Source organism: Pengzhenrongella sp. (assembly GCF_036565025.1).
GTDB lineage: Bacteria > Actinomycetota > Actinomycetes > Actinomycetales > Cellulomonadaceae > Pengzhenrongella.
Genome location: NZ_DATCNW010000357.1, coordinates 1 through 24,661 on the forward strand (window position 1 = coordinate 1; position 24,661 = coordinate 24,661).

The following is a 24,661-nucleotide window of genomic DNA, read 5'->3' on the forward strand; positions in this document are numbered from 1 at the left end:
CTCAGCAGATCACCCTGCCTCGGCGTCAGACCCAACGTCATCGACTACTCCTGACCGCAGCGGCAACCCTCACCCGCGATCCTCCCCGAGCGTCGCCGCGCAACCGGACACCGCCACGCGAAAAACACCAGCCACCTAGCGAGCCCAGCCCGCGAAGTTGTCGCCGGTGCGCAGCGTGCGTTGGGTGGATCGTCGCTGCTTGGGCTGGAGTGCGGCCGCGATCGCACGGACCAGCCAGGTGTTGACGGACAGGCCGTCGGCCACCGCCGCCTCGTCCACCTTCGCCTTGAGGGCGTCCGGCAGGCGGAGTGTGGTGCGCGAGGTGCTCGCGTCGTCGAGGTCGACGGTGGTGGCGGGCTGCGCGTCGCTGTCCGGCTCGGTGCTCGGCTGGGTGACGACGAACTCGATCTCGCGCCCGCGCAGCCGCAGGTCGACCGAGCCGGGTGCGAGGTCGCGAGTGATCTCGCCGACCGCGGCGGACAGCACGTCGAGCAGCACGAGCCTCGCCGCGGCATCCAGCCCGGCGGCGAGCCGCTCGGCGACCGCGCGCGTGTCGTCAGTGCCGTTCTCGGCGGCATCCATGAGCTGGCGATGCAGCTCGCTGACGTGTGGTCCAAGTTCCATAGACACCAAAGTGACACCACTGTGGTGTCTTGTCAAGCCTTCTTGGTGTCATGAGTTGGCACCGGCCGAACCTGCGGCACTCGGCAGCCTCTGCGAAGGCGTGGGAGTCTGCTTTGTGTCACCGAGATGCACGGCGCGGTGCGGTCGGTGGCGACAGCCCGACCTCTGTGACGCGCCGCCGCGCCGCCGAGTGCCTCGGTGCGCACGGGTCTACCTCAGGTTCGAGACGACAAACATCGGGAGCAAGCCGTGGGGCTCATTCATATCGAGTTGTTCACAACCCTCGACCTTGTCGCGCAAGCGCCCGGCGGCCCCGACGAGGACCCGGTGGGGTTCGGGTTCGGCGGTTGGCAGGCGCTCCTGCTGGACGACGTCACCGGCGCGCAGGTCGGTGCCGCCTACGAGGGCACGGACGCCCTCCTGCTCGGCCGGCGGACCTACGACATTTTCGCCGCCTATTGGCCGCACCAGAACGGTGAGGACAACGAGATCGCCGAGCTCTTCAACCGCGTCCCGAAGTACGTCGCATCCCGCGGCACGCCAGATCTTTCGTGGGCCGGCTCTACGCAGCTCGGGCCGGACCTGGCCGGCGCCGTGAGCGAGGTCCGCGACCGGCACGAGCACGTGAAGGTCGTCGGGAGTCTGAACCTGGTGCAGACCCTCCTTCGCGAGAAGCTCTTCGACCGCCTCGACCTCTGGGTGCACCCCATCGTGCTCGGCGTCGGGAAGAAGGTGTTCGACGGCGGCGCGGTACCCACGAACGTCACGCTCCTCGAACCACCGGTGGCCGGTCCGAGGGGCGTCGTGTACCTGCGCTACGGGCTCGCCGACGGCACACCCGGGACCGGGGACATGGGCGCACCCGATCGCGGTGTCGGGAACCGCGGCTGAAGAGCAGGCGACGAGCAGGCGCACGAAGCGCAGGCGCGCGATGTGCCGCGACCCGACCTGCGTGAGGCTTCCAGAGGGGGCCAGCTCACCCCACGCAGGTCCCTGACCTGAGGGAAAAACTGGAGCGGGTGACGGGAATCGAACCCGCGCTATCAGCTTGGGAAGCTGACCATAGGGGGTTCGCAACGGTGTCCTGACCTGCATCGCTGCAGGTCATGGCGCTATGTCGCGACAATCGGAGACATCGGCTGACGGCTCGATACATCTCCTCATGGCCCGTAATGGCCCGCCGAGCGCGCCTGGACTCAAGCCGTCGGGCAGGCAAGCGACCTCTCGGGCATGGCACTCGGGTTCATCCGTTGCCATGGGACGATCGGCGTGGGCTGCGAACAGCTGCAGGGCTCACGCTTGTGCACTGGCAGACACTTGATAGCGCCAGGCACCGCCGGCGCGATCGGCGCTGGGGCGACTAGTAAAGCCGCGTCGGACAAACACGACTTACCACCAACTATGTTTCTACTCGAAGATGGCGGTGCCGTTCGCTATGGCGTCGCGAAGTCAGGCGCGAAGAAGGTCGGTCGAGACCGTCCAGAGGTTCTTCGCGACGGTGGGATCGAGCGCCCATTCTTTGACTCCGTGCGGGTGCTGCGCGAGGTCGGCGTCGTTCGGCACGGTGTAGGCCTCTTGTGCGTCGTCGAGATAGTGACCTCCGGAGTGAGCGAACTCCGGGGCGACTGCCGCGACGATGCTGGTGGCGGCTCCCTGTTCGATCGTCTTGTAAGTGAAAACTCCGGCGGCCTCGGCCGCGTCGAGTGACTCCTTCTGCCGTGTTGTGAAGTTGCGTTGCAGTCCGGTCGCGACGCCGCCCGGGTTGACCGCGTTGGCGACGATGCCGTCGGACGCCCAGTGACGGGTTGCTTCGACGGCGAACAGGGAGTTCGCCGTCTTGGACTGGGCGTAGGCGATCTGGGGGTCGTAGCTGCGCCGCTCGAAGTGGAGGTCGTCGAAATCGACGCCGGAGCGCATGTGCGCCGTCGAGCTGACAGAGACGATCCGTGCTTCGTCTCGGTCGGACGCTCCCAGGGTCAGGGCGTCGTGAAGGCCGGTGGCGAGGGCGAAGTGGCCGAGATGGTTCGTGGCGAATTGCAACTCCCAGCCCTCAGCGGTTCGTTCGAGGCCCCCGGTGACGAGCCCGGCGTTGTTGATGAGCAGGTGAAGAGGGCCATCCCAGGTCGCGACGAATCGTCTGATGGTGATCATGACTGCGAGGTCGAGGTGGACGACCCGGGGGCGGATCGCTCGAGTGGAATTCTCGATCGCGTCGGCCGCGGCCTCGCCCGCAACCGTATTGCGGACAGCCAGCGTCACCTCCGCCCCGACGGCGGTCAGCGCGCGAGCAGTCTCGATTCCGATGCCGGAAGAACCTCCCGTGACGATCGCTCGGACACCGGCAAGGTCGATGTCGCGCAGCACATCTTCCGCGGTGCTGGAAGCGGTGAAGTGCGTCGAGATGCGTTCGCGGGTCGTCATCACGTGAACTATACGCACTAAGCACTATCTGTACAGTAAGCCGCTGGGCCGTATGCTCGTTGCGTGAGCATTTCCGAAGTTGGTCGCCCGTCGTCGACGATCGCCGATACCGACCGTCGGGCCACGGTTCTGGAGTCCGCTCTGGTCACGTTCGCGCGCTTCGGATACCGGAAGACCGCCATGGAGGAGGTGGCGCGGGCGGCGCGCATCTCCCGGCCCGGCCTCTACTTCCTCTTTGCCTCGAAGGAGACCCTGTTCCGTGCCGCGGTCACCCAGGCCTTGGAACGAGACATCGCAGAGGTCGAACTCGTGCTGGCCAACAGCGACCGGCCCCTTCGAGAGCGCCTCCTTGAATCCTTCGACCAATGGGCAGGCCGCTACATCGGCCCGCTCGCCCGCGATGTCACGGTGGTCATCGAGGACAACCCCGACCTCCTCGGAACCATCGTCGAGACCATGCCGCAACGCTTCGAAGAACTCATCACGGAAGCAATCTCCGTCGAGTCAGGGCGAGAGTCAGCCCCACGTTTGGCGCGGACGATCATCAGCACATCGATCGGCATCAAGCATCAGGTCGCATCACGGGAGGACTATTGCGAACGACTGGAGGTCGCCGTAGATCTCCTGGTGCGCTGATGACAGAGTCGCCAGACATGCCGATACGTGACGAAAAGCCCGACCAACATCACATAACGCCACTTAAGCCTCGATCCAACGTGCGCGGCTTCGCCGGCTCCGACCGCCACGGGCGTTTCGATCCCGGACTCGGCTCGCTACCCGGCCTGCCCCGGCCGACGAACGGTGGGAACGCCTCGGTTCCAGACTTGGTCGCTCGGATCCCATGTGCCGGTCGTGACGCGGTGTCCTAGGACGGGGTCGAGCATCGCGGCGGCAGTTGCGTGGCCTGCGTCGAGGTCGTCGCTGATCCGGACGGTCGTAGCGAGCCGGCGGTACGCGGTCCGCCAGGTCGGTGCGGGCGCGGGCAGGGCGTCGGGCCGCTGGTGCGTGGCGCGTTGGGCGAAGACTGCGTCGATCGCGGTCCTGAGTTCATGCGCGTCGATGGGGAACAGAGTTGCGACGAGTGCGAGGTCGACGAGGTCCTTGGTGCGGGTGCTGGGTCGTCCGCCCTCGTAGGTCCGGGTGTAGGCGTGCAGCTTTTCGGCGAGCTGGGTGACCAGGGGTAGGGCGGGCACCGTCACGGGTGGGATGCCGGCGAAGCCGAGCAGGTCAGGGGTAGTGAGCGTCTCGCGGCCGGTCACGGAGTCGTCGTGCGTGCCGACGTCGAGAAGGAAGCTCTCGAAGGGGCGTCCTGCCAGGGATACGGTGACGTGGAAGCGGTGCGCGCCGCCCAGGAGGTCGGGTAGTGCGTCGGTCCGCTCGAGGCTGACGACGAAGTAGTCGCCGAGGTCGGTCGCTGCTGCGTCGAGGAGCGCATCGGTCAGCGCGTCCTCCTCGGCGTGCCAGGCCAGGTCGACGTCCTTGGTGGTCCTGGCCCGATCGCGAAGCCGCAGGTCCATGGCGAAACCGCCCTTGAGGACCCAGTCATCCGGCGCGGTGGCAACGAGTCGGGCGAGCAGCCGGTCGAACGCGATCCGTTTGCGATCCCGTGCGAGACGTGTCGGGTCGGCGATGGCGAGCGCCTTGAGCCGGTCCTCAAGCGCGCGTCGGAAAGCGACCGAGCTGGCGTACCTCATCGGCGGACCTCACCCAGGGCGCCCGCGACGAGGTCCCGGCTCGCCGTCGGTCCGTCCGCGGCGGCTTTGGTGAGCCGGCGGGGCGTGGTGAGCATGCGCGTCAGCGCCTGACGGATGGCGAGCTCGACCTGCTCGGGCGCGGTGCCGCGGGCAGCGCAGTCGATGAGCGTTCGCTCGGGCGAGGTGGCCACGACGCCGGCGACGGGTCGGGTCTCGTCGGGTCCGAGCGGGCTGACGAGGGTGTGCAGCCGAACGCCGGCGCGCGGGCGTTGGCCGCGCTGGGAGCGGGGGACCGAGAGGTGCACCACGTCCGGGATGACGTCCGCCAGGGCGTACAGCTCGAGGGCGCTGTCGTGGGAGACCACTGCCCCCGCCCCGCGCAGGGCCAGCCAGGCGCTGACGACATGCTCGTGCGCGCTGCTCGGGAAGTGACGCAGCCGGTAGAGGCCCCGACCGACTCGTTGGTACCGGCCGCCCGGCCGGGCATGATGGCTGAGCGTGCTGCGGTCCATCCCCGCGGCGATCGCCTGCCCGGCGGTGAAGTAGCCCGCCTGACTCTCCGCGACCGCGTACAGCTGATCGTGATCGACGTCATGCATATGAGGGATTTTAGCACCCATCTGCATGACTCATCCGGCGGATGACCCGTCGGTCTGCGTGCCTGCCAGGACGAAGCACACCGCGTCGCTATCTGGAATGCTGGCATTCAGCCTGGAAGCCGAACGCCGCATTCCGAGCTCGGTCGGAGGTCGGGTGCATCGCCGCAGGTCAGCATGGTGAGCAACGCCAGCGCGAGTCGGTTGCCGGCGCTCGCGACGGTAGGAGCCCGGGCTGCCGAGCCCGCCACGGGCCATTACGGAATGGCCCGAACTGGCGTCAATCGTCATCCGGTGAGCCGCGACCCAGCGCCGCGAGGCCCTGACCTGCACAAACACGGAGCGGGTGACGGGAATCGAACCCGCGCTATCAGCTTGGGAAACTGTTAGCTGGGGGATTTTCGCCCTGGTCGCAAAGTATAAGTGCAGGTCAGGCGCTTTTGAGGGTACACGAAGATGAACCGAAAAGCACCGGATTGAACCCCCTTATGGCACGTTATGGCACGCCATTTGGGGCTGATAGCGCGGGTTTTCGGTCCCGCTGTCGGCCAAGACGCGGCGATGGCGTGGCCTGGTCGTCCACTCGGCCGCGCTGCGGGTGGCACGTCAGACAGATCACAGCTCGCGGCGGCGGCCGATCCGGCGCTCATCGCGTGAGGCCGGCGAGTCGAGCTGGCGGATTGTGGTCGCGCACAGCGACGCAACTGGGACCAGCAGCCGGTCGCGCAACTCGGCGGTGTGCGTGCGGACGCTCTCCTCTTCGAGAGCGTTCGCCATCGCCTCGGGAATTGCGGCCGCGAGCTCGCGGGTGCGGTCGACGAGAGCGACAGCGTCTTGACCGGTCGCGGCGGCGAATGCCTCGAGGTGGCGACGCTCGACCCGACCGAAACGGCGCTCGCCGCCGATCGACATGGCGCCCTCCCCGAGGCCCGGTTGGTGACGATGCTCGTATGCCAGCCCGGACGCGACGTCGTACAGCGGAGCGAGCCGGACGATGTCACCGAGGAGCACGATCGAGTAGTTCTTGGCGTGCGCGTCGGGTGCACCGATCAGGTAGTTGAACAGCAGCCCGTCTGTGAACCGGGCCATGTTCTCGCCTCGGTAAGCGCGGTCACCGCTGCGTCGTAGCAGGGCGATCACGTCGGCAGCGCTCGGTCCGCCGTCGGACTCGTACTTGTCGCGCGGGTACACCGACATCGCTTGGCAGATGTCCTCCTGGTGGATGCGCCGGAACGCTCCCTGCGGTGTCCGCGTGCGGTCGTACCGGGTCACCACGATCGCGGGCTCGCTGTCCCAGACCTTGTACTCGGTCTCGGCTGCACTCAGCCCGACGGCGCGAGCGGTCCTCAGGCAGATGTGCTCGATGAGTGCCTGACTCATGAGCTCCTGAACACCGGGCTTGAAGATGTGTGACGTCGGCTCCGCGCCGGTGGCTTGGCGCCATCCGCCCGACGTCCGCCGGAGGGCGAACTTCGACTGTGCCCCGGCGAGGGACCAGTGCTCGTTGTCAGCCACCCAACTGGCGGGGTTGTCCCGCAGGGCGCGCAGGCGGGCCCCGATGGATGGCTCGACTCGCTCAAGTGAGCCCTTGCCGGCGAGCACATCATCGACCTGCGCGTCGGCGGCGAACTGCACCGCGCCGGCGCAGTCGAGGCCCAGGTGCTCGAGCAGCGCGAACGGGTTGCGGCTGGAAACGCCGAACTTCTCCCCGAGAGTGCTGCGGACGTCGTCCTTCTCGGGGAGGAGTCCTTCGAGGAACGGTTCCACGATGCGGTGCGGGTAGGGCTGGGTCCGCGGCGGCATCGACAGTGACAACGGCGTGGCGGTGTTGGGGTCGGCGTAGGTGAAGGTGTGCTGGCCGCCGTCGCCCTGGATGAGGGTGCCGATGACGCGTTCGTACAGGATGACCTGCAGGTGTTTGGTCATGGTCAGAGCTTGCTGATGAAGTCGAGGGCGTCAGCCTCAGCCGCCGTGGCCGGCTCGGCGGGAGCGAGGTGCACAGTCAGGTCCAGGGCGCGCACGGTGGAGAGCACCAAGCCGAGCTCGGCGCGCTCGTTGTTGCCTGTCTCGAGGGAGATGAGCCACGCGCGGGAGACGTGCGCCTTCTTCGCGAGCTGCGCTTGCGTCAGGCCCTGGTCGCGTCGGGCGTCGCGGATCACGAGGCCGATCCGCTGGGGGGTGCGTGCTTCCCGCTCGAACTCTCGCATGGGTGTCACCGTACGCGGACATTGCTCTTAGGTCTAGGTATGATGACATTTATCAATGTCGCTGTACGGTGACGTCATGCGGGCGTCACCGTACGATGACAATCCATTCGGTCGAGGCAACATCTGGTCGGGCAGCGACGCTCCAAATAGTCGGCCGATGGCACGCAAAACAGTCGACCTGGAGACGAGCACCGACACGCTCAGCGCCGCCTCGGCGTCGGGGCGATGGTCCGCACCGGCCGCAGGATCTCTTCCAGGCTGGCGCGACGGATGCGCACGAGGCGGCTGCCGACCTTCACCGCGCTCAGGTCGCCGGTGGCGATGAGCTTGCGGATGAAGCGTTCGGTGACGTGCAGCTCCTCGGCCGCCTCAGCAACGGTGATGAACTCCGACCGCGACGGATCGGTGATGGTTGAGGTCATGGCATTCCTTCGTGGTGGTCGGGGAGGGCGGGTCAGATTCCCAGCGCAGGTCCGTCGCGGACCGGTACTGAGGCGGGCTGCGATGGGCGGTGCACGGAACGACTCGGTCCGACTTCGCGGCGGGCCCGCAAGGGCGGGACCGGAGCGGGTCGATCGGAGTGGTGTGTGGCCCAGGTTTCGGTGGCGGTGAGTTCGATGTGGCTGGTGGCGAGGATCTGCTCGAGGACGTCGCGGCCGGTTGGGGGCTTGCCGGTGCGGGGCAGGCAGTCGTCGTGGGCGTCGGTGATGACGTAGGCGCGCGGTTGAGATCAGCGCCGCGGCTCATTGCGACGTACAGGTCTTCGTGGCCCATGCCGGGTGCGGCGATGGTGTGGGTCTCGTCGACGGTCATGCCCTGGGTGCGGGCGGTGGTGGTCGCGTACCCGAGTTCGACGTGCTCGCGGACGTAGGACGCGGGCAGCCGGACTGTCATGCCGGTGCCGGCGTCGTTGCTCCCTTGTTGGGCGGGCCGGGCGAGGACGGCGCCGCCGGGCAGGATCGCGGTGATGTCCCAGAACGCGCCGTTGCGCACGTACCCGTCGGCGGTGGTCAGGCGCCGGTTGTTGCGGCGGGTCACGATGCGGTCCCCGACACCGGCGGTGAGCCCGTCGTGCAGCGTGATCCCGGTGCGGGTGATGGTGCCGGCGAGGATCCCGTCGGTGTGCGCGCGGGCGTTCAGGGCGAGGACGGTGCGGTTGTCGACGGCTTGCAGGATCGCGATTCGCCCCGCTTGGTGGGCGGTGGTGACGGCGGTCAGGGCGGCGTCGAGCATCGCCTCGCCGGGACCTTCGCTGATCGCGCCGTGGGCTTGGTACGCGTCCAGGGCTTCGGGGTGGGCGCGGCGTAGTTCGAGGCTGGCGCGGGCTTCCCAGGGGTGGGTGAACCGCCACAGGGTGGTCAGTTCGGCGGTGGGTCCGCGGCGGGCGAGCATCGCGAACGCCCCGCCGGCGTCGACGGATCCGCGTTGGAGGTGGTCCCCGACGAGCAGCACCTTCGCCTTGGCACCCTGGGCCTGGGTGACCAGGGCGGCCAGGGTGCGGGTGTCGGCGAGGGACGCCTCGTCGATGATGACCAGCTGCCCGAACCCGAACCGCCACTGGTCTTGGACCGCGCGCAGCCGCCACTGCGCGCGGTCGGCCTGGTCCCGTTCGGCGTAGGTCGGGGCGGCGGCCTTGGCGTGCTCGAGCTGGTCGTACTGGGTGCGGCGTTCGGCGGCGCCTTGCCCGGTGGACTCCCACAGCCATTTCGCCGTGGTCTCGCACGGGGCGCCCAGGGCGGTGCTCAGGGTGTGCGCGGCCGATGCGGACGGTGCGAGGCCGACGACGGGCCCGATGTGCGTCGTCCAGAACGAGGTGAGGGCGGCCAGGGTGGTGGTCTTGCCGGACCCGGCGGCGCCGACCATCGCGTCCAGCAGGTGCCCGGAGGTCAGGACGGCCTCGACCGCGGCGCGCTGGTCGGGGGCGAGCCCGGCGAGGTGGGGATCGAGGAGGACGCGGCGGCTGGCTGCGTCCAGGGGTCGCATGCGGTACGGGGTGACCTCGGCGGCGTCGATCAGGGACTTCTCTGCGGCCAGCAGCTCGACGGACGTGAAAAGCTCCTCACCCGTGCGCCGGGTCTGCGGGTCGCGGGTGTCGTCCAGCCGCACGCACGATGTGGCCGCGTCTCGGGTGATCTCGTTGAGCAGCGTGAGCCGGTCGCCCGGTGTGGCCATCCGCAGCAGCTTGGACGCGCGCAGCGCGGCGGCGCCCAGGTTCCACGTCGTCCACACCGACCGCTTCTCGGACACGTCGGCCACGATCTGAGCGGTCAGTGCGGCCCGGACCTCGGGGCCGACGTCGTGGGCGTGCAGCGCCCGCCCGTACGAGCCTTGCAACGCGCGGACGGCGAGGTCGTGGGGGTCCGCGCCGGTCAGAGCTCGGGCGCGGTTGGCCCATTCGGTGAACAGGTCGGTGAGCCGGTGCAGGGTCTTGGGAGCGCGGGTCACCAGCGCGAAGTGCTGCCGGGCCCGGGTCGTCTCGGTCCGCGACGGCGACCGCCCGTGGTCGGCTTGGAACTGGTCGGCCCAGTCCAGCTCGGCCTCGTGGATCTGCTCGGACCGGGTGGAGAACCCGGCCAGCAGGTCCTCGCCGATCCCGTCGAGCTCAAACGCGGGGTTGCGCCGCGCCCCGCGCTCGCGCATGGCCCACTCGACGGGCAGCCGGCGGGTGAGCTCGTCGGCGAGCAGCACGTCGTACAGCTCGGACACCGTCACCGCCGCGGCGTACACGGCCTGACCGTCCAGGGACCGCCACACCCCGTCCGGGCCCTGGGTCTTGTTCGCGAGCACGACGTGGGTGTGCAGGTTCGGGTCGGTGGCCCGGGTGTCGAAATGCTCGAACGCGGCCGCGATCATCCCGCCCGTGCGGACCTGCCGGCACCCACCCGCGCCGACCCGGGTCCGCACAACCTTCGCTTCGACGAACTCCAGAGCCACCTGCAGGGCGGCGCGGTGCGCGGCGTGGACCTGCTCCCGGGTTCCGTCGTCGGCCAACGCCCACAGCACCGAGACCGACTTCGGGGCAGTGAACGTCAGGTCGAACCCGACCACCGTGTGCGGCGCCGGCTTCAAACCCGATGCCGTGCCGCCGGAGGTCGTGGGCGTGTGGCGCAGGAAGGACCGTCCGAGCGGTTCACCGGTCAGCGGGTCGTGGCCCTTGCCGAACACCGCGGCCATCGCGTCCTCGGTGACCACAGCCCCGGGCCGCATTCGGTTCGTGCCGTCGCCGAGCCCGGCCAGTCCGGAGCCGTACCAGTGCCCGGGTGGGTTGCCGGTTCGGTCGTAGTACGCCGTCAACGACTCGCCCGGCCCGAGGCGGGCGTCGCCCGCGGCGACCTGACGGGTCAGGTACTTGTACCCGTCGCCCGCGTCGAGCTTATGCATCGACATCACCGGGCACCCCCCCTTCCACACCAGGACCCGCGGCCGCGCTCCAGGCAGATCTCGTGCTTGGCCCCTACAAAGCAGGAGTGCGCCGAACCCCCGAAAACAGGGCTCACCGGGGAGAGGTCTCGCGCCGCGCACGCCCGGGCCCGACCAGCTCGGGTCCGGCGGCGTTCAGTCAAACCTTGCTCGCGGATCGCTGACCGCCGCGCGCGGGGATGGTCGGTTACTGCGTATCCGGTCGCCGGTGACGACACAGTGCTCTGTCAACGCCCTCTCGGGCACTCGGTGCAAGAGGAGTGCTGCCTACTTGAGCGGTTCGCCGAACGGGGCCGATCCGTCCCCGAGCTGCCTGTGGACGATCGTCACGATGTCCATGCAGATTCGAACAGCGAGTGACAAGTGTCCAACGGCGGATGGCGCCGTTTCACAAGCGGAGCGGTTCGGGCAGCGCAACGTTGTGGCGAACAGCGTTTAGGTGGCGCTAAGCGGTGTTCGTGTGGGCCGTTCAGCTCCTCATGCTCGGTGCCATCTCGGCACCACGCTGCGACGCCGCAGCCTGCGCAGGGATGATCATCGATGAAGCGGGGGCGCCAGCCGGGGGCGCCAGCCTTGGCGTGGAAACCCACGGCCGGTTCACTGGTGGAATGACGGAGAACCTGGCGACGTGGGGCACTGCGCGGCAGCTCATGGGGCTCTCGTAAGGTCGCATTGGTGGTGGAATCGACGCTATGGGAGCGAGCGAGCAAGAAGGATGCGGTGCGTGACCAGTTTCAAGAAGATGACACTCACCAAGGCCCAGTCGCGATGGGGCAGTCTCATTCCCGAGCCGGCGCTCGAAGCCCATGTGACGAGTTGGTGGCACCTCCTCGTCTCCGTGCCGTTGGTCGGGCTCTTCGTTCTGCTCATCGTGTCGCTCTCGATCTGGTCGAACGAGTCACGGGTTGTGCCGTACCTGGTAGGGGTCAGTGTGGACCTGTCCGGGGCCAGGGTCTGGGCGATCTCGCTCAACCTTGCCCCGGACTTGCGGAGTTGGATCGCGCGTCGTCCCGCCTGAGCTTTCGGCGGGTCGTTTGCATCTGTTGACCTGGGGAAATGTGCGGCTCGTGAGTCGACTTCGGCGACCAAATATCGTCCTACACGGATGTGGCATCGATCGTCGGGAAGGAGCATGGGAACCAGACCTACTACTACCTGGTGGCCTCCGCGCGCGGGGACCGGTGGTCAAGTTGGCGGAACCAGGCAGGGACAATGGCACGATGCGCACCTATCTGCAGAACGCTCCGTGGTGGGTCTTCTCTATCCTGCAAGGGGTGATCTTCGGCGGGTTGATGACGGTGCTCGAGTTGCACGAGCACCCCGAGCGCAGCCCCGTTGGGGTGGTCATCGGCGGCGCGGTCCAGGGGATCTTCTTCGGCGCGATCATGGGCCCGTTAATGGCATGGCAGCGGCGTGGCCTTTCGGCTGCGGCCGGAGACCTGTCGACGAGTGACACAAGGACCGCAGCGCGTGCCGCGACGCGCGGACCGGTCCCGCTGGACGACGACGTCCGGCATGCGGCCGCACGTATTGCGGTCCACCAGCTGAGCAGCCTCTCGCGGTTTCGATGGGTCGGTCTGATCACCTTCGGGTTCGTGTTTGCCCTCAGTGTCGTTCTTGCCGTGGCGTCGTCACCGCGGTGGTGGGCCACCTCTGTCGTCTTCGCCGCAGCCTTCGTCGGCCAGCTCTGGTGGCCGCGTCATCTGCAGCGCCGTGTCGATCTCCTGACGGCCGACGCCGATGCGTAGCCCGTGCGCGTCACGCGCGTACGGCTCGTGGCGAGTAGATGGCAGCGGTGCTCTTCGCAGCCCGGTGCCCCAACCGAGTGGCCGCCAGAAGTTCGCACTCCGTGACCGGGTCGGGGCTACTGATCGAATCGCACTCCTGTTTCGGTGGCCTGACCGATGCGTTGCAGTCGCAATGAGGAACGTGTCCTGCCCGCACCGCTCGACGTGCGCAGGCCCACGGTCCCTGCCGGAGGGAGCAAGGTGAACGGCCCCACGATTGGAGCCCTCGTCTTAATTCTTGGCGTGGGCGTCTTCATGTTCATTGCGTGGTACCGGCGGAATAGTCTTTGCCCGCACGACACGCGGCGTCAACGGCTGGTGCGTGCGGTCGTCGTGCTCCTGTGGTTGTCTGCTGTCATCGCGCTCCCGGTTCTTGCAAATGATCTGCCTCAGCCGGGGTTGGTATTGTACGTCAATCTGGCAATTCTTTCTTCGCTTCAACTGGGCTATAGGGATCTGAGGGTCCGAAAGAATCTCGGTACCGTGGCCGGCAAGGACCACTCGTGAGCGAAAAACCCGTTCACCGGGTTCGACGAACTCTGGATCCCGACCGGACTGCCAATCACGCAACCGCCCGACGCGGCCAAATTGGTCGCGCCGCGAGAGCTTGACACAGAGGCCCCCTTGGCGGTCCTGGCGTGGCTTGAAGTCTCAAAATGTCGATTGGGCGTAGGCGATGGCTACGGGATGAACTACGCCGTGCGCGACCTGACCTTGGGGCGCGACCTGGGACTCAACTAGAAGTCGGGACATCGGACGGATGGATATGCCTCGCCCAGTTCCTGATCTGGGGATCCTGGGACCACCGGCGCGTCGTGCGCCGTCGTGGTCTGGGTCGTCGGCGGCCTCGGCGTCTGCGCCTCTCGACGCAACTTAACGGTCGTTAAGTGGAGCTCTCACGGCGCTCCTGCGCACCTCGGACCGGCGCGAACCGGTACCTAGGACAGGGCCCGGGGCGAGCCCCGGTCGGGTCGAGCGCCCTGTCGTCGAGCAGGTCCCGGCCGCCGAGCGGCTCAGTGCGCCACTGCGAGACTCGCCAACCATCATGTGAGCTGCCGACCAGGCGGATGCTGCCGGTGTTGCGGAGCGCGTTCTCGACGGCGTGCTCGGGGTCGACATCGATCGCCCGTCGGGCGACCCACACCCGCAGCGCACCGTCGTGGCTGAATACGACCGCACTGCTCCCACCGCACGTCCGCTCGACCATCGTGATGGCCTGATCGAACCGGGCGAGAAAGTCGTGTCCGCTCGTACCGCTGGGCAGCGAGGATTTCAGGTGCCCTCTGACCCACGCATTCACGACGCCAAGAAACGACCGCAGAGCGGCGGGGTCGTTGCGCATCTCGAGGTCACCGGCGTCGATCTCGCGAAGCCCCGGAAGCGTGGCCGGGCTCAACTGCCGGGCCGCTGCGAGCGGAGCCGCGGTTTGGCGAGTACGCACCAGGGGCGATGTGTAGAGCGCACCGACGGGCTCATCGCTGAGTGCATCGACGACGGCGTCGGCCTGTCGCCTGCCCAACGGGTTCAACGAGAACCCTGGGTGGGTGGTATCGAGCGCGCCCGTCACGTTGGCAGCGGTCTGGCCATGGCGAATCAAGAGCAGTTCCACGGCCACTACCCTAGGGCGCTCACTGCCGCATAACAGTCGCTTTGATAGGCGATTGCCCGTTTTCTGCGTAAATGGTCGAATCTTCCTCGTTGTGTGTGCTTTTGCCAGGCGTGCTGGGTGAATCTCCGTTCGTGAAGCCTTCTCACTTCTCTAACGCAATACCTCAGTCTGCAATGTTGGATATGTTCAGCGTCACATCCAACGGGCCGCGCCCAGAGAGGCGTGGTCGCTCATGGGGTCAAAATCCATCTGGCGCGTTGGTGCGCTCGTTGTGCACGCGGTGCTGGCGAGCGTAGTGCTGTGCGCGGCGATGCCGGCGACGGCGTGGGCCGCGCCCAGCGGGCGCAATGCGCTCGTCGTCGACGTGCTCAACGACAACGCGACCAACGGGCCGTATGCCTCCAACGTCAGCTACGACAGCGCGGGCACGGACGTGCCGGTGGCCGGTCCGAGCACGGTCGTCGGCGGCGTGAAGATCACGCGGCCCTCCGCGGCAACGAGCGGTGCCGGTCTCGAGGTGCTGCCTGCGGACGGGGCTGCCCTGACGGTGGGCCACTACAGCGACATCACCGGTCAGTGGTCGTCGGGGGCACGCCCGCGACCCGTCGTACGGCTGATCGGCAGCATGAACGGCTGCTCGTCGCTCGTCGTGGCGGGTGCCGTCGTGCCGGGGTACCTCGACGTCCTCGAGGTCAGCTACGACGGCAGCGGCGTCGTCACGAGCCTCGCGGCGGATTTCCAGATCAAGTGCAGCAACACGGGGTCCACGGCCACCGGCCACGTGCGCTACCAGACGGACCGGAACTTCGCGTCGGCCGGCTCAACGGCGGCGTGGTTCGGCAGCGTCGCCGCCGGTTCGACCACGCCGGTGACGGCCACGGTCACGAACAAGGGGTCAGGTCCGCTCTCGCTCGGTGTGCCGACGCCGGTCGCCTCGCCGGGGGCCGCCGCCTCGCTGGTCCTCGCGCCGGAGGGGGAGACCTGCTCGCAGGCGCCGCTGGCGCCGGCGGCGAGCTGCACCGTGCACCTGAGCTACGTCGCCGACGGGACAACGTACGGCGGGATCGTGCGCGAGGTGCAACTGGCTGCACCTGGCCTGCTCCGCGGCTACGTCAGCGTCCTCGCCCGGCCGCAGACGATCGTCTACCCACCGGCCGGCCCGCTGTCGGTCACCGGTGACGAGGCATACGACGGGGTGCGGGTGCGCTGGATCCGTGACAGCAGCGGCAGCGCCGCCGACGGGTTCAAGGTGCGGCGCGTCGACGGCCCCTCACCTGTCTTGCTCGCGACACTGCCGACCTGGACGAGCAACTACACCGACACCACCCTCGCCAAGGGCGAGGCGGGCACCTACCAGGTGAGCACGTACAACGTAGCGGGTGAGACCGCAGCGCCGACGGTCGTGCTGACCCGGCCGGACCTCCCGGACCCGCCGGCCGCCGTCGACCGGCACGTCCTCGTCATCGAGGACCAGAGCGGGTCGAAGCTGTCGACCACCGCGGGCGCCGCGCCTGCTGCGCACCCGAGCTACCCGAATCTCCTCACCGTGGCGTCCGGGTCGCTGTCGCTCCTGGTCGGTCGGCTCCCGGCCGCACCGGGGACCTACCCGGTCGGCAAGGGTGCCGGCCAGATCCCGGTCGGGGTGTCGTCCCCGTCGTACTCCTGCGTGACCTACGGCGGCTCGACCAGCGGGACCGTCGACATCCGCCAGGCGTGGATCGGCGCCGACCTCACGGTGCAGAGCCTGGACGCGGACTTCCACCTCACGTGCGCCGGGACCCTGCCGATCGAAGCCCAGGTGCGCCTCGGCACCGGCACGGCCGTCTCGTCGTTGACGACGACGGGGACCCTGACCGGGTACAGCGCCACCGTCGGGCAGACCCCTGACACGAAGAGCGTGCAGCTCACCAACGACGGCGACACGGCCCTCGTGCTGGGCGCGGCGGAGATCACCGGCACCGACGCAGCGGCGTTCTCCGTCAGCTCGCCCACGTGTCCTGCGACCCTTGCAGCAGGGGACTCGTGTGCACTGCAGGTGGCGTTCGCGCCGACCCGGTCGCTGGCGCACAGCGCGAAGCTGACGTTCGCCACCGGCACCGCCGTCGGCACGCGGGCCTTCGACCTCACGGGGACGGCCATCGGCCCGCCGCCCGTCAACGACCTCCGGGCACAACCGGTCATCGGACGGGTGCTCGTGGACTGGTTCCTGGGCTACGACGGCGGTTCTGCCATCACGGCCTACCACGTCCTGCGTGCCACGGGTGACGGCCCGTTCAGCCCCGTGGCTGACCTGGGTCCGAGCAGCCGGTCCTACCTCGACACCGACGTGATCGCCGGCGGCACCTACCGGTACCAGCTCGTCACGGACAACCAGTACGGCCACGTCGACCCCCCCGCCGGTGCGGCCGTCACGGTGACGGTGCCGCACGAGGAGCTGATCGCCGCCGTCGACAAACTGGACAGCCAGCCGGCGGACCTCGCTGCCCTGACGGCTGCCGTCGAGAGCGTCCCCGTCCCCTACGGCACCGGTCAGGACACCGACGAGCCAGCGCTGTCGCCGGACGGCAAGTGGCTGGCCTACGTCGTCGACAACGCAGCCGGGGACACCGGCATCTGGGTGCGGCCTGTCAACGTGTCCGGAGCACCGCGGAAGCTCGTCGACACCGCCGCGGTGGACGAGATCGACCCTGCGTGGTCCCCGGACGGCGAGACCGTCGCCTACTCCCGCATCACCGACACCTCAGCCGCGCTGTGGTCCGTGTCCACCGCCGTCGGCGCGAGCCCGGTCGCCCTAGCGGGTGGGGACTCGGCCACCAACCCGTCCTACCTGCCGGACGGCACCGCGATCGTCGCGATGGACGTGACCACGTCGACGCTCGGATTGGTGCGGATCTCCCCGACGGGCGTCCGCAGCAAGCTTCCCGGAACGGCGTCCGGCCGATCGCCGGCCGTCTCTCCCCGCGGCAACAGGATCGCCTACGTCAGCACGGACACGAACGGCTTCGACCGCATCTGGCTGATCCCGGTGGCCGGCGGCACGCCGACTGCCATCGGCACCTCCGTCACGAACTACTACGACCGGCCGGCCTGGTCGCCCGACGGCGCGGCTGTGGTCACGAACCAGTACGGCCCCTACGGCTCCGCCGACGTCACGCTGTGGCTCGACGCAGCAGGCGACGTGCCGGCCTCCGCGCAGGAGGTGCACGCGGCAGGCGGGTACGACGTACGCGGCCTGACCTGGCGTCGCGAGGACCTCACGGCCCCCGCCGTGACCTTCCCGAACGCGCCCGCCCGCACAGGCGGTGCGGCGCGCATCCCCGTCGCGATCGTCGACGACACCATGCCCGTCGGTGGTCTGACCGTGACCTGCCTGGTGGACGGCAAGGCGGTCGCCCGCTGCGCGTCCGGTTACGCAGGGACCCTCGTCAGCGGCACCCACGCCCTGCAGGTCACCGCCGCTGACGCGTACGGGCACAGCTCGACCAGCTCTTACGCCTGGACCGTCGAGGCTGCGCCGCCGACGATCACCGTCGGCGCGCTGCCGGCCGTGGCACTGACGAGCCCCATCACCTTCAGCTACAGCGCGAAGGACGCGTCCGGGGTGAAGTCGTACGACGTCGGCTACCGCCGCGCGTCGGCGGGCGGGGCGTTCGGAGCCGTGACCGCGCCGACGGGCTGGACGGCCACCACCGCCACTTCACGCAGCCTCGCCGTGGTCGCCGGCTACGAGTACTGCTTCGCGGTCCGCGCCCGCGACGTCCTCGACAACGTCTCGGCCTGGTCGACGGAGCGGTGCACCGTGGCGCCCCTGGATGACCGGGCGCTCGCGCGGTCCGGCTTCACGCAGATCACGGGGACGGCGTACTACGCCAAGACGGCCGCCCGGGCCACGGTCCGGGGTAGCACCCTCCGTGTGGGCGTGGCGTCGGCGCGCCAACTGTACGTCGTGGCGACCGCCTGCCGCGGCTGCGGGACCGTCGACGTGTACGTCGGCGCGACCCGCATCGGCGCGGTCAATCTGGCGAGCACCACGACGGTCAACCGCAAGGTCTTCGCCCTGCCGTCGTTCAGTGTGCGCTCCGGGACCGTGGTCCTCAAGGTCACCAGCAGCGGGCTGCCCGTCATCGTCGACGGGCTAGGCGTCCGGAAGTAGGCCGACCCGTGGCACGATCGCGGGCATGAGCGGCGACTCAAGACAGACCGTCTCCGCGACCTTGCCCCATGGCTGAGGGCGGCTGCGCTAGGCCTGCCTAGGTGCCGGCTTCTGACGCCGAAATCGTTCGACCGAACGAGTAACGACAACTCTTCGCGCCACGTGGACCCTTGGACTTGGCAAGGGCGGCCGGCAGGTCCCGGTCGCGCAGCGAGGAGTAGACCGCGGGGGCCTTCAACTCGCTGGCCGACGTCACCGACGCGCTGCGCAAGGACACCGCGAAGTACCAGGGCTGGGCCCCGGCCCCCCGCGGAACCCGTGTGCGATGGTGCGCGGCGCTGGCGGCACGGCGTATAGCACCAACTATGTGGCACATTCGCGGCTGGCAGCCGCAGCGAGCGAATACACCAGGACGGTGGGGTGGAGGGAATCAGCGTCGGCGCGCTGTGCTGCCGGGTGTCGGCTCACGCCTGCTGCGCCTGATGACAGCCACGCTCATACCCGCCGGAGAGTAGGCCGCTCGGCGCCGTTCTAGCCGCCTTAGCTCCCAGTTGAATGGAATCCTCGCCGCCTTCTGCTTGTTGTGGCGCGAACACAGCGCCTGCCCGTTCGCGACGGTCGTCGTTCCGCCCTTCGAGTGTGGGTGGATGTGGTCGGCGTGCAACTGCTCGGTTTGATTGCATCGACCTGACAGCAGACCGTCACGCTCACAGCGCATTCCAGCGCGGAAGAGGACGGCCGCTCGATCCGCGCCCGTGTATCGGCGTATCGGGTCCCGCCCTGCCGCCATTAAGGGTGCCCATCGGAGCACGCGATAGATACGAACCACGACCACCAAGGCGAGCAGCGAGGCGACGAGCATTGACAGTGGCGTCGACGTCACTCCCAGCCACATCCCTTGAATCATCGAGTTCGCCACTTGCTCGAGCGGATTTGGTGCGGGGGCGGCTTGCGGCGCGAGTAGCGGCGTCACCACCATTCTGCACTTCGAACTAGAGACCCTGCTCCACGTTGCGAGCCACCGATCAGCGGTTTGCCGCACCAGTCGCAGACGGGGCGCATCCGGCGGTGGAGGTGGGCGTCAGGTTCGGACTCGCCCTTGATCAGGTCCATGCCCGGAAGGTATCGCCCGGCGAACTGCTCCGCAGGCAAAATGTGGCCCTCAAGGCACCCGGTCACACGGCACGCAGATTGAGCCCGCGCATCTGCAGTTGTCCAGCGAAGCTGCGCAGAGCGCTCTGACGTGCGCTAGATCCGCGGTCACGTGTGCGCAGTCGGGGTCGCGGTGGACCTTATGGTCGCGAATACCGCGTCGGAGCACGCGCGTTGGTGCGATTTGGGTCGCTTCCGGGATCGGCATTGACGACCGTTGAGGGGCAGTACCGCGCGGACCATGACGTCGGGACCGGGTCATGGCCTCCGCCAGGTACGCTCTCCTCGTGATCAGGCCAAAGAGGGCACCGTCTCTGGGGAGTCAGTTCACCCTTGTCTTGCTGCTGGTAACTAGCCTGATCTGGCTAATCAATCCAAACGCCGATCTTTGGCTGAAATGGGTATGGGGGACAATCGGTGGCATCTCCCTGATCGGGCTCATATGGTTCGTCCTGAAGCGCCGAAAGCTAAAACGAGCACGAACTTCGTCGAACCCACCACAGACACCACAATGACCCATGCCTGTCCTTGGCGATCAACTCAGCCCGATGATGTGGACGTCAACAACATCCGCCGGGCCGTCGGCAGCGGAAGGCTCTTCAAGCAGTTCTGAAGGCATGAAAGGTCCCTGGCGGTACGGGGAGGCTCTGATCCGCGCCATCACCGCTGGCGACCGCCAGAATCGAGTTAACATAGGCGCGATGTGCACTTCGTGGTGGTCGACCTCCGCGTGAAAGGGTGCGACTGTGAAGTATGTTTGGGCCGCAGCCTTCTGGCTCGGTACCTTCGCTGTGCTCGAAATCATCTGTCAGTTGCTGCACCTCTCGAACGGTGTGACGACACTGATCGTGCTTTCCCCTACCATCATCGGCGGCACGCTCCTTGGGCATCGAATGCTGGATCGCCGCGCGGACAGCGAGAGTCCTAAGCCCCGGGAATGACGCTCGCCGTACCGGGTGCCACGGGATTCGTGGCACCCGAGTAACGCGCCGTCATCGGCATGAGCCGGCGGTTGCGTTGCCTGGCCGCCAACGGGAGCATGGCTCACAGGAACTGATAGCGACACAGCCAGCAGGTCACCGAAGAAACGCCTCGAGGGACGCCGACCGCGCTGGCCGCCCACCATCAGCGCCACTTAAGTTGCGCGGGGCCTCGACCGACTCGCTGGCTCGGCTCCCTGCGCGGGTGTGATGGCTGAGCGAGTCGCTACACCGTTCCTGTTGTGATCGCCTTCGGCGCGTAGGAGCCGGCGTGACTCTCCTCGACGGCGTACAGCTGGTCATGGTTAAGGCCCTTCGCAAGACGAAGCGCGCCTTGCGAAACCAAAATGCAGGCATTCAGCCTGGAGGCTGAGAGCGCCTGTATTCCTAGTTTGGTGAGGTCGAGCGCATCGTCGCAGGTCAGTGGCGATGAGCAACGCGAAGAGGCGTCGGTTGGTGGAAATCGCGCCCCGGCAGATGCCCGCCTCGCGGTGCCGGCGGGCCGTCCCGGGCCTCGATGGGCCATTACGGAATGGCCCGTAATGGCCCGAACTGGCGTCAACTGTCATCTGCCGAGCTATCAGCGGCCGTCACAGGCCCGTGACCTGCACAAACACGGAGCGGGAGACGGGAATCGAACCCGCGCTATCAGCTTGGGAAGCTGACGATGGGGGGTTCGCAACAGTGCCCTGACCTGCATCTTCGCAGGTCAGAAGCACATCCGGCGACAGGCTGTGACAACTGGCGACAGTGTGAACCACCTCCTAATGGCCCGTAATGGCCCGCCGGATCCCCTACGCGAGGGGACGTGTCTTTCGAAGGCGGGGTGGCGCACCGGGATGGTCAGGTGGCGCGAGAGGAGTTCGACCATTGCCGGGCCGCAATCGGTGCCTACTTCGACGTCTGGCCTCAGAGGTGGTCGGTATAGAACGCGTCGAGCTTGTCCCAAGGGATCAGGTTGACTCGGTCGTAGAGGTCGACGTGCCCGGCGCCCGGCACGATGTAGAGCTCCTTCGGCTCGCTGGCCAGGCGGTAGGCGTCCTGACTGAAGTACAACGAGTGGGCGTTCTCGCCGGCGATGAGGAGCAGGGGTCGCGGTGAGATCCAGTCGAGGTGGTCGGCCGGGAAGGACTGCATCAGTGCGCCGACGCTGTTCATCGACGTCTGGGTGGTGGAGCGGGGGTGCTGGCCACGGGTCAAGTTGAATTCGCCCCGTCACCCTGGGGCCAAATCAACGTGACACAGCCACCACGTCGGCCCACGCACGCGGTGCGCGTGTCGCGATGAGTGCACCGACGGCTTCTGCAGAGACCACGCTCGCCGAGATCAGACGCAGATCCGCGAGTAGTGGCGGTTCTGGGGCCTCGGTGCTCGTTTCGGGCGCCGTTGGCGGTTTTTCCGTGACGCGACATGGCTGGGTCCCGGCTGTCGCGTCGGGTGGGCGGGTTTCCGGGCCGTGGTTGTGGTTGGCGGGTCGGTGGTCGCGGCGCTCAGCCTGGTCGGGGTAGTTCTTGTAGTCGGGGTAGGACGGTGGCGAGGAGCTGGGTGCCGGGGGGCAGGCGCAGGTAGGTGGTGCCGGCGCTGCGGGTGATGCGGGCGGGGACGTTGATCAGTTCGCGGCGCAGCCGGGCGATGGTGCGCCTGCCGCGTCCGTTGCCGTAGTCGGTGCGGGCGAGTTCTTGTAGCCAGGCGGAGATCGCGCAGGCGAGCAGGGCACCCCACATCCACACGGCGTTGACCTTGTGGTATTTCGAGGGCAGGTGGCGCAAGGACCCGCCGTGCTTGGCGTCCTTGTTCAGCGCTTCGATGTCGGTGCGGTGGCGGTACCACCACTCGACTTCGGCGAGCTTCTCGTCGTTGCTGACGTCGAGGTTGGTCAGGATGAACGAGTATCCGTAGACGTGGTCGACCTGACCGTCCAGGGCCAACGTGAGCTGGTTCTTGTCGATGGTGCGCCGTTTGCGGGCCCGGGCGGTGGGGATGTGGTCGACCGGGATGCGGGTGCGCCGGGCGATGCACACGACGTTGCGGGTGGGCCATTTCCTGGGTAGGTACTGAACGACCGCGATCTCGGTGTCGTCCATCCCGATCGCGGGAATCCAGTGGTGACCTGGCACGACGCGGGCCGCGGCGAAGACCGGTTCGGTGCGTTTGGCGCCGATCGCGAACTCGATCCCGCGTTCCACGCACGCCTGGGCGAGCTCGCGGGCGAAGTACCCCGCGTCCCAGCGGGCCTTGATCTGGCCCACCCCGGGCGGCAGTGCGGCGATCGCCCGGTCCAGGATCTCGACGCTGTTGCTGCGCGGATCGGCGGCCCCGGGCATCAGTTCCGCGGCGAGTGGGACCCCGGCCTCGGCCCAGAACGCGATATGGGCCCGCAGGTTGCGTTGGCCGGTGTGGTTGTACTCGACCTGTTCCTTGTCTCGGCCGAAGACCTCCACATCGGTGCCGTCTCCGTCGATCGTGGCGACCTTCAACAACGTCGACCGGCGCAACGCAGGCACCAGGGACACCATGGTGGTGTTCACCGTCCCGATCGCCGCCTCGATCCCGCGCAGCTGGGTATCGGTGAATCGCTTCGCGATCCCGGCCGCGGTCGTGGACGCCGGGGTGGGCACCGGCTCGAGGCGCTGCCCGGCCAGGTCCGCCCGGCGCCGGTCCAGGCTGACCAGGAAGTCCCCGCCGGTGAGCTGGCACGACGCCATCGCCATGACCAGCTCGCCGCCACCCAACCCCCGCCGACGCTCTTTGACCGCACCGATCCCGGCTTCCAGCGCCCGCGTGACGCCCAACACGCGGTCGAGCTCACGGACCGCTTCCAGCCCGGACGCTGGCGTCAGCTGCCCGTCAGGGCGACCCACCCGGACCCGACGCGCCCGACGCCGCCGGTGCTTTCCAGCCGCCCTGACCTTGCGTAATGTAGCCACCGAACAGATGCCCTTCGATCTGGGACCTGAGACCTTCGCTAAGCCTCATTTTCCCAGGTCAAGGGCATCTTTTCGTTGAACGACACACCCCTCAAACCCCGCTACTCGCGGATCTGGGTCAGAGCCGTTGCCGAACAGGTCCTTCGGGCGCACGTATACGCCGGCGCGTGTTCTGGCGGTATTCGCTCATCTACACGGCCCAAAGCCCTGAGCGAGGTGCCTCTCGGGGCGACCCGTACCCGGCGACCCCGGACGGCGCAATGATTCGTAGCACCGGTTTCTCGGGCGCGATACCTCCCCGGGATCTACGGCGAGACGTCGAGATCCAGGCAAGGGTCGAACGTGACGGCGCGCGCGCGGCCGCTGCGCTTGGCTCGGTACAGCGCGTGGTCGGCGTGCTGGAGGAGGTCGTCCACGTCGTCGCCGGGCTCGGCGAGCGCGATCCCGATGCTGACGGTCACGTGCACCTCGAGCGCGCCGATGTCGATCGGCAGGGCGGCGGACCGCGAGATCTCGGCGGCGATCCGCTGGGCGTTCTCGACCCCGCCGATCCCCGGCATCAAAACGACGAACTCGTCGCCGCCTACCCGGGCGACGAGGTCGCCAGCGCGCACCTCGGCCGTGATCCGGGCGGCGATGTCGATGAGCACCCGGTCCCCGGCGGCGTGCCCGTGGGCGTCGTTTATCGGCTTGAACCCGTCGAGGTCGAGGAACAGCACCGCCATCTGGGTTCCGCTGAGCGCTGCGTCGGCCAGGAGGCCCTCGGCCCGGCCGAGGAGCTCGCGCCGGTTCGCCAGGAGCGTCAGCGGGTCGTGGGTGGCCTCGAAGTGCAAGCTCTCCCGGGCCAACTTCGCGGCGGTGATGTCCACGAACTGCGACACGTAGGACCGCGGCGCGCCGTCGTCGTCGCGGAGCACCCCGACGGAGCGCTCGGCCCACACCAGTCGGCCATCGGCGTGCCGCAGGGCGGCCTCCGCGGTGGCCGACGATCCGCCGTCGGCGGCGGCTTCGGCGTGCAGGTTCAGGTCCAGGACGTCGTCGGCGCCGTCCAGGACGTCGCGCAGGCAGTGGGCCAGCAACCACCCCTGGTC

At 68.1% G+C, this 24,661-nt stretch carries 20 protein-coding genes; 7 read left to right on the forward strand and 13 right to left on the reverse strand.

The window, feature by feature from the left end:
- Positions 1–135: 135 nt before the first annotated feature.
- Positions 136–624: a histidine kinase gene (locus VIM26_RS20180; RefSeq protein WP_331954574.1), complete on the reverse strand. Its 489-nt coding sequence runs from the start codon at positions 622–624 to the stop codon at positions 136–138.
- A 249-nt stretch (positions 625–873) separates the two neighbouring features.
- Between VIM26_RS20180 and VIM26_RS20185 the strand changes: the two genes are divergently transcribed.
- The gene (locus VIM26_RS20185; RefSeq protein ID WP_331954576.1) at positions 874–1,515 is read left to right on the forward strand and encodes a dihydrofolate reductase family protein; all 642 of its coding nucleotides are present in this window, start codon (positions 874–876) and stop codon (positions 1,513–1,515) included.
- A gap of 558 nt (positions 1,516–2,073) precedes the next feature.
- On the opposite strand, the gene VIM26_RS20190 is transcribed toward VIM26_RS20185, so the two are convergent.
- On the reverse strand, positions 2,074–3,045 hold the full coding sequence (locus VIM26_RS20190) for an SDR family NAD(P)-dependent oxidoreductase (protein WP_331954578.1): 972 nt from the start codon (positions 3,043–3,045) through the stop codon (positions 2,074–2,076).
- Positions 3,046–3,108: 63 nt separating this feature from the next.
- Here VIM26_RS20190 and VIM26_RS20195 point away from each other — a divergent pair, with 63 nt between their 5' ends.
- Entirely contained in the window at positions 3,109–3,681 is a 573-nt protein-coding gene (locus VIM26_RS20195) for a TetR/AcrR family transcriptional regulator (RefSeq protein ID WP_331954580.1), read from the forward strand.
- 137 nt (positions 3,682–3,818) lie between these two features.
- Here the strand turns inward: VIM26_RS20195 and VIM26_RS20200 are convergent, their stop codons facing one another.
- The 6 genes from VIM26_RS20200 to mobF all read right to left on the reverse strand — a co-directional run bounded on the left by VIM26_RS20200 (position 3,819) and on the right by mobF (position 10,929).
- The gene (locus VIM26_RS20200) at positions 3,819–4,739 is read right to left on the reverse strand and encodes a nucleotidyl transferase AbiEii/AbiGii toxin family protein (RefSeq protein ID WP_331954582.1); all 921 of its coding nucleotides are present in this window, start codon (positions 4,737–4,739) and stop codon (positions 3,819–3,821) included.
- Positions 4,736–5,338: a type IV toxin-antitoxin system AbiEi family antitoxin domain-containing protein gene (locus VIM26_RS20205; RefSeq protein WP_331954583.1), complete on the reverse strand. Its 603-nt coding sequence runs from the start codon at positions 5,336–5,338 to the stop codon at positions 4,736–4,738. The genes VIM26_RS20200 and VIM26_RS20205 overlap by 4 nt, the downstream gene beginning before the upstream one ends.
- A 612-nt stretch (positions 5,339–5,950) precedes the next feature.
- A complete protein-coding gene (locus VIM26_RS20210) occupies positions 5,951–7,261 on the reverse strand; it encodes a type II toxin-antitoxin system HipA family toxin (RefSeq protein WP_331954585.1) in 1,311 nt (436 codons plus the stop codon).
- Between the two features lie 2 nt (positions 7,262–7,263).
- On the reverse strand, positions 7,264–7,542 hold the full coding sequence (locus VIM26_RS20215; protein ID WP_331954587.1) for a helix-turn-helix transcriptional regulator: 279 nt from the start codon (positions 7,540–7,542) through the stop codon (positions 7,264–7,266).
- Between the two features lie 200 nt (positions 7,543–7,742).
- Positions 7,743–7,964, reverse strand: a complete 222-nt coding sequence (locus tag VIM26_RS20220) for a helix-turn-helix domain-containing protein (RefSeq protein ID WP_331954589.1) — start codon at positions 7,962–7,964, stop codon at positions 7,743–7,745.
- Positions 7,912–10,929 carry a MobF family relaxase gene (mobF, locus tag VIM26_RS20225; protein WP_331954591.1) on the reverse strand — a complete coding sequence of 1,006 codons (3,018 nt, stop codon included), beginning with the start codon at positions 10,927–10,929 and terminating at the stop codon, positions 7,912–7,914. Before mobF ends, VIM26_RS20220 begins: the two co-directional genes overlap by 53 nt.
- Positions 10,930–11,686: 757 nt before the next feature.
- Here mobF and VIM26_RS20230 point away from each other — a divergent pair.
- From VIM26_RS20230 to VIM26_RS20240, 3 genes are all read left to right on the forward strand, one after another.
- Positions 11,687–11,980 (forward strand): hypothetical protein, encoded by a 294-nt coding sequence (locus tag VIM26_RS20230; protein WP_331954593.1) that lies wholly within the window; start codon positions 11,687–11,689, stop codon positions 11,978–11,980.
- 202 nt (positions 11,981–12,182) lie between these two features.
- Entirely contained in the window at positions 12,183–12,710 is a 528-nt protein-coding gene (locus VIM26_RS20235) for a hypothetical protein (protein ID WP_331954595.1), read from the forward strand.
- A 240-nt stretch (positions 12,711–12,950) separates the two neighbouring features.
- The gene (locus VIM26_RS20240; RefSeq protein ID WP_331954597.1) at positions 12,951–13,256 is read left to right on the forward strand and encodes a hypothetical protein; all 306 of its coding nucleotides are present in this window, start codon (positions 12,951–12,953) and stop codon (positions 13,254–13,256) included.
- 376 nt (positions 13,257–13,632) lie between these two features.
- On the opposite strand, the gene VIM26_RS20245 is transcribed toward VIM26_RS20240, so the two are convergent.
- Positions 13,633–14,358, reverse strand: a complete 726-nt coding sequence (locus VIM26_RS20245; protein ID WP_331954599.1) for a histidine phosphatase family protein — start codon at positions 14,356–14,358, stop codon at positions 13,633–13,635.
- Positions 14,359–14,638: 280 nt separating this feature from the next.
- Between VIM26_RS20245 and VIM26_RS20250 the strand changes: the two genes are divergently transcribed.
- The gene (locus VIM26_RS20250) at positions 14,639–18,511 is read left to right on the forward strand and encodes a choice-of-anchor D domain-containing protein (RefSeq protein WP_331954601.1); all 3,873 of its coding nucleotides are present in this window, start codon (positions 14,639–14,641) and stop codon (positions 18,509–18,511) included.
- A gap of 430 nt (positions 18,512–18,941) precedes the next feature.
- On the opposite strand, the gene VIM26_RS27180 is transcribed toward VIM26_RS20250, so the two are convergent.
- The gene (locus VIM26_RS27180) at positions 18,942–19,490 is read right to left on the reverse strand and encodes an HNH endonuclease (protein WP_414696532.1); all 549 of its coding nucleotides are present in this window, start codon (positions 19,488–19,490) and stop codon (positions 18,942–18,944) included.
- Between the two features lie 919 nt (positions 19,491–20,409).
- Between VIM26_RS27180 and VIM26_RS20255 the strand changes: the two genes are divergently transcribed.
- Positions 20,410–20,604, forward strand: coding sequence for a hypothetical protein (locus VIM26_RS20255; protein WP_331954603.1), 195 nt, complete (start codon positions 20,410–20,412; stop codon positions 20,602–20,604).
- Positions 20,605–21,552: 948 nt separating this feature from the next.
- On the opposite strand, the gene VIM26_RS20260 is transcribed toward VIM26_RS20255, so the two are convergent.
- The 3 genes from VIM26_RS20260 to VIM26_RS20270 form a co-directional block, all read right to left on the reverse strand.
- On the reverse strand, positions 21,553–21,801 hold the full coding sequence (locus VIM26_RS20260; RefSeq protein WP_331954605.1) for an alpha/beta hydrolase: 249 nt from the start codon (positions 21,799–21,801) through the stop codon (positions 21,553–21,555).
- A gap of 332 nt (positions 21,802–22,133) precedes the next feature.
- Positions 22,134–23,570: an IS1380 family transposase gene (locus tag VIM26_RS20265; protein ID WP_331954607.1), complete on the reverse strand. Its 1,437-nt coding sequence runs from the start codon at positions 23,568–23,570 to the stop codon at positions 22,134–22,136.
- A 305-nt stretch (positions 23,571–23,875) separates the two neighbouring features.
- Positions 23,876–24,661, reverse strand: a 786-nt coding sequence (locus VIM26_RS20270; RefSeq protein ID WP_331954609.1) for a diguanylate cyclase domain-containing protein, incomplete at its 5' end; no start/stop codon positions are given.

Bases quoted from the DNA above. Each gene is read 5' to 3' on its own strand.
- VIM26_RS20235 (WP_331954595.1), top strand. From the start codon at position 12,183: ATGCGCACCTATCTGCAGAACGCTCCGTGGTGGGTCTTCTCTATCCTG.
- VIM26_RS20220 (WP_331954589.1), bottom strand. From the start codon at position 7,964: ATGACCTCAACCATCACCGATCCGTCGCGGTCGGAGTTCATCACCGTT.
- mobF (WP_331954591.1), bottom strand. From the start codon at position 10,929: ATGTCGATGCATAAGCTCGACGCGGGCGACGGGTACAAGTACCTGACC.
- VIM26_RS20210 (WP_331954585.1), bottom strand. From the start codon at position 7,261: ATGACCAAACACCTGCAGGTCATCCTGTACGAACGCGTCATCGGCACC.
- VIM26_RS20180 (WP_331954574.1), bottom strand. From the start codon at position 624: ATGGAACTTGGACCACACGTCAGCGAGCTGCATCGCCAGCTCATGGAT.
- VIM26_RS20260 (WP_331954605.1), bottom strand. From the start codon at position 21,801: ATGAACAGCGTCGGCGCACTGATGCAGTCCTTCCCGGCCGACCACCTC.
- VIM26_RS20205 (WP_331954583.1), bottom strand. From the start codon at position 5,338: ATGCATGACGTCGATCACGATCAGCTGTACGCGGTCGCGGAGAGTCAG.
- VIM26_RS20190 (WP_331954578.1), bottom strand. From the start codon at position 3,045: ATGACGACCCGCGAACGCATCTCGACGCACTTCACCGCTTCCAGCACC.
- VIM26_RS20215 (WP_331954587.1), bottom strand. From the start codon at position 7,542: ATGCGAGAGTTCGAGCGGGAAGCACGCACCCCCCAGCGGATCGGCCTC.
- VIM26_RS20200 (WP_331954582.1), bottom strand. From the start codon at position 4,739: ATGAGGTACGCCAGCTCGGTCGCTTTCCGACGCGCGCTTGAGGACCGG.
- VIM26_RS27180 (WP_414696532.1), bottom strand. From the start codon at position 19,490: ATGGTGGTGACGCCGCTACTCGCGCCGCAAGCCGCCCCCGCACCAAAT.